This window comes from Corynebacterium sp. KPL2734 (genome assembly GCF_040225595.1).
GTDB lineage: Bacteria > Actinomycetota > Actinomycetes > Mycobacteriales > Mycobacteriaceae > Corynebacterium > Corynebacterium rhinophilum.
Window position 1 is genome coordinate 1 of the sequence record NZ_JBEHFO010000054.1, and the last position, 778, is coordinate 778.

Sequence of the window (778 nt, forward strand, 5' to 3'; positions counted from 1 at the left end):
TGGCGGAAAATATGTCGATGCACCCCGCGTGCCAGGCAGTAGCTCCAAAGTTGGGGGTTTCATGGCACACGGCTCGTCAATGGACTTAAGCCTGCCCGCCGTGCCGGGAGCATCCCAGAACCTGTGCCTGAAGATTTGGCCGCCGAAAACGCCAGGCTACGCCGTGAAAATCACCAGCTACGCGACACTAATGAGTTGCTGAAGGCCGCGTCAGCTTTTTTCGCCTCACGACCAGGCCCCAAAACGTTAAGAAATGATCCGGTTCATCGATAAATACCGGGATTGTTTCTCTGTCGAGTTCATCTGCATTGGCATTGAAGAATAACCGGGCTGGTGGGTTCATCACCGCGCGTGGTTATCGCCAGTCCAAAGCCCGAGGGCTAAGTGCTCGTCGCCTTCGTGACGGTTGTTCTAGTTGAACGCATTAGTGCTGTTCATCGGGATAATGACGGTGTCTTAAGCGTGCGGAAAATGTGGCATGCACTTCACCGTGACGGAATCGATATCGGTCGCGAACAAACCGCCCGGCTGATGCGCCTGGCTGGTGTTTCTGGCAAAGGCAAAGGCGGATCACCAATCACAACCCGTACACCTCAACGTGCCGGATCTGCGCCCGGATTTGGTCGAGCGTGAGTTCAAAGCCCAGGGCCTTAAACAAGCTGTGGGTGGCCGACATTACCTACGTGCGTACGAAGAAAGGCTTTGTGTACACCGCGTTTGTCACTGACGTTTACTCCCGACGGATCGTCGGATGGGCATTATCGGACTCGATGCGCAC

General features: G+C 55.3%; 2 protein-coding genes and 1 pseudogene. All 3 read left to right on the plus strand.

Features of this window, described 5'->3' with window-relative positions:
- Nucleotides 1-89, plus strand: a pseudogene (locus ABRP88_RS11385) (transposase); the annotation flags it as partial.
- A gap of 382 nt (nt 90-471) precedes the next feature.
- Nucleotides 472-633: a hypothetical protein gene (locus ABRP88_RS11390; RefSeq protein ID WP_284637196.1), complete on the plus strand. Its 162-nt coding sequence runs from the start codon at nt 472-474 to the stop codon at nt 631-633.
- The coding region (locus ABRP88_RS11395; protein WP_349837261.1) for a DDE-type integrase/transposase/recombinase at nt 630-778 on the plus strand (149 nt) is incomplete at its 3' end. The genes ABRP88_RS11390 and ABRP88_RS11395, both read left to right, overlap by 4 nt.